The sequence below is a fragment of the Faecalibacillus sp. genome, from assembly GCF_047023275.1.
GTDB lineage: Bacteria > Bacillota_I > Bacilli_A > Erysipelotrichales > Coprobacillaceae > Faecalibacillus.
The window spans coordinates 1-3,342 of the sequence record NZ_JBKYAR010000059.1; the positions used below are offsets into that span (position 1 = coordinate 1).

At 25.0% G+C, this 3,342-nt stretch carries 4 protein-coding genes; 3 read left to right on the forward strand and 1 reads right to left on the reverse strand.

The window, feature by feature from the left end; translation table 11 throughout:
• Positions 1–47: 47 nt before the first annotated feature.
• A complete protein-coding gene (locus ACLVEP_RS12535; protein ID WP_412585236.1) occupies positions 48–410 on the reverse strand; it encodes a hypothetical protein in 363 nt (120 codons plus the stop codon).
• A 294-nt stretch (positions 411–704) separates the two neighbouring features.
• Here ACLVEP_RS12535 and ACLVEP_RS12540 point away from each other — a divergent pair, with 294 nt between their 5' ends.
• The 3 genes from ACLVEP_RS12540 to ACLVEP_RS12550 are packed head-to-tail and all read left to right on the forward strand — an operon-like array spanning position 705 to position 3,272.
• Positions 705–1,250: a PIG-L family deacetylase gene (locus ACLVEP_RS12540; protein WP_412585237.1), complete on the forward strand. Its 546-nt coding sequence runs from the start codon at positions 705–707 to the stop codon at positions 1,248–1,250.
• Positions 1,247–1,945, forward strand: coding sequence for a response regulator transcription factor (locus ACLVEP_RS12545; protein ID WP_412585239.1), 699 nt, complete (start codon positions 1,247–1,249; stop codon positions 1,943–1,945). The genes ACLVEP_RS12540 and ACLVEP_RS12545 overlap by 4 nt, the downstream gene beginning before the upstream one ends.
• Positions 1,938–3,272 carry a histidine kinase dimerization/phospho-acceptor domain-containing protein gene (locus tag ACLVEP_RS12550; protein ID WP_412585241.1) on the forward strand — a complete coding sequence of 445 codons (1,335 nt, stop codon included), beginning with the start codon at positions 1,938–1,940 and terminating at the stop codon, positions 3,270–3,272. The genes ACLVEP_RS12545 and ACLVEP_RS12550 overlap by 8 nt, the downstream gene beginning before the upstream one ends.
• The last annotated feature ends 70 nt before the right edge of the window (positions 3,273–3,342 follow it).

A 3,342-nucleotide genomic window follows, 5' to 3' on the forward strand; every position in this document is an offset into this window, starting at 1 on the left:
AAGTTTGACTGACATTATTAGGTGTCATTACCAACATTTATCTTGAGTTAGGCTTTTAAAAATAAATAACAAGTAATCATAGTTACAATCATTAAAAATATTTGATAAAAAATAATAATATCAACCATTTTTATATCAATTAACAAAGCACCTAATAAAATATCAAATCTTAAAGTACCATAATAAGAGAAATGATAAATATTGACGCCACCCATTAAATTTGAAAGATAGGTAGGAAAAATCGTTCCTTCATTTCTTATTGCATGCCTTAAAGTATCAGCAATGGTAACATGTTGATTAAACCAATCTATTGAATTTCCAAATATCAAATGTTGACTTTTAACAAATAACAAAATAAATAATGGTATAATAGTTAAAAGCAACAGATATAAATAATCTTTTTTCTTCATCTTTTTTTACCTCGCTTTAATTCTAACAAGTTGTTCTTAATAATTCCCTTAATGATTTCTAAAGAAATCATAAACAAATATGGTAATTGTAAAGTTGATATTTAGAAAGTCTTAAGAATTCTTATGAATTATTATTAAGAAATAAATGATAAGGTATAATTGGTGATTGAAATGAAGAAAAGTGTTATTGTTATTTGTATACTGATTGTTTTAGGGTGTTTTTTTATTGATGATTCAAAATGTTTACATCAAAAATAGATTGATCAAATAGATTATCAAAGTAATCAAAAATTAATGATAGTGGCTCATCCCGATGATGAAACGATTTGGGGAGGAAGTCATTTATTAAAAGGACATTATATCGTTGTTTGTTTAACGAATGGTGATAATCCAATAAGGAAAAAAGAATTTATGAAAGTGATGAAAGAAACTCATAATCAAGGATTGATACTTGATTATCCAGATAAAATAGATGGAAAAAGAGATCAGTGGATTCATGTTAGACAAAAAATAGAAAAGGATGTTGCTTATATTCTTAATAAGAAAGATTGGAAGATGGTTGTTACTCACAATCCATTAGGTGAATATGGACATATTCATCATCGTTTAACGTCACAAATAGTAAGTATAGAGGCAACAAATCAAAATTTATATTACTTTGGAAAATATTATAAAAAAAATAAAGTGCCTGAAACATTAAATAAAATAAATCAACAAAATTATGATAATAAATTAGTATTAACTCAAAAGTATTCATCACAAAAGAAAGTTATGAAGCATTTAGATCATATGATGATGCATGAAAATTGGGTTAAAGCAAAGGATTGGAGAAGTTTATGAATGAAAAAATAATGATCGTAGATGATCATGAAGAAATTAGAGAAGTGATTCATGTTTTACTTACAAATGAAGGATATCAAATTATTGAAGCAAAGAATGGAAAAGAAGCTTTAGAATTATTAAATGATGAAATAGATCTGATTATTTTAGATGTCATGATGCCAGAGATGAATGGTTATCAAGTTTGTTTATTAATGAGAGAAAAAACAAATGCGCCTATTTTATTTTTAACGGCTAAAGGACAAGAAAGTGATAAAACATTAGGTTTTTCTAGTGGAGGAGATGATTATCTAACTAAACCTTTTTCTTATAACGAACTTAATGCAAGAGTAAAAGCACTGCTTAGACGTTATCGTGTTTATCAAGGAAAAGAAAATGAAGTCCCACTAACAAAGAAAAACTTGGTAGTTGATAATTTAGAAATAGATCAAGAACATAAAGAAGTGAAACTTAGAGGGAAAAGACTATCTTTAACGGATTCGGAATATGAAATTTTAGATTATTTATTGTTAAATAGAAAACAAGTTATCTCAGCTTGTCAGTTATTTGAAGCTATTTGGCATGAAAATTATTATTATGGTGCTAATAATACAATTATGGTACATATTCGTAATTTAAGAAAGAAAATAGAAGATGATCCACAAAATCCACGTATTATTAAAACAGTATGGGGAAAGGGGTATTATATTGATTAAAAAGAATTTAAGTTTATCTATGAAAATTATATTGTTACTTCTTTCTTCGGCTATTTTAGCTGTTTTATGCTATGGCTTATTTAGGGTTAATGTTACAGATTTTTATGATTTTGTTTATTCTATTGAAAATCCTTTTGATGAAGAACAATTTTTAAAAGATTTTAAAAAGGAAGCAAAAAACATTTCTATTTATTCTGAAAATAAAAATGATAAAAAAGATTTAAAAAAATTATTAAGAAAACATGATGCTTATACAAATGTTTATATCTACAATACAGAAGGTAATTATGTAGATGGTAGTTTTGGAAAAGTTCTTGATGAATCGGTAGGTTTTACACCTATATATATTTTAAAAAGTGATTTTGAACAATATGCTTTTAATAATTTTACTAATGAAAATATAAAATTTAAAGATGGTGAAGGTGATGTTTATGTTTGTTCTATGCATTTATTAAAATATATAAAATATTATTTTTATTGTGCTTTATTTGTTAGTTTATTGATTTTCTTTTTGCCTACATTTATTTTTATTAGAAAGAAAGTTAAATATATTAATCTTTTAAAACAAGAAGTATTAAATATGTCACAAGGGGATTTAAATCATCCAATGACAATCAAAAGTCATGATGAGTTATCAGTATTAGCACGAGAGATGAATGCTTTGAGAACAATTTTAGATTTAAATTATCAAAATGAAATAAAAATAAAAGAAGCTCATTATGAATTGATTACATCGTTGTCACATGATTTAAGAACACCACTTACAGCTTTAAGAGGATATTTAGATATTTTAAGTTTACATTGTTATAAAGATGAAAAACAAATGGATCATTTCTTACAAGGGTGTATTGAAAAAACAGAACAGATTAAGGATTTATCAAACAAAACATTTGAATATGCACTTGTTTTTGAGCAAGATTTATTGCCAAAATTAGAAACAATTCAAAGTGATAAATTTATACAGTATTTTCAAGAAAACTTGGAATACTTAGAATTAGAAGGTTTTAAAGTAGAAAAAGAAACGGATATTTGTGCAGTAGATTTACAATTAGATTTATCAATGATGAAAAGAATGATTAATAATATTTGTTCAAATATTTTAAAATACGCAAAAAAAGAAAGTCCTGTTTATTTAGAAATCAGTATTAAACAAGGTAATTTAAAAATTGTTTTTGAAAATGAAAAGAAAAAAGATATACAACAAATTGAAAGTAACAAAATAGGATTAAAAAGTGTAAAGAGAATTGTAGAGATGCATCATGGACAGTTTTTTGTTCAAGATTTAAAAAATACATTTACTCTTATTATTACGCTTCCATATAATTAGATGCTTTACGAAGCATCTTTTTTTTGGACTATTTGTCCATTGAAAGAAGAAAAAAGGAAAGATAGAATAA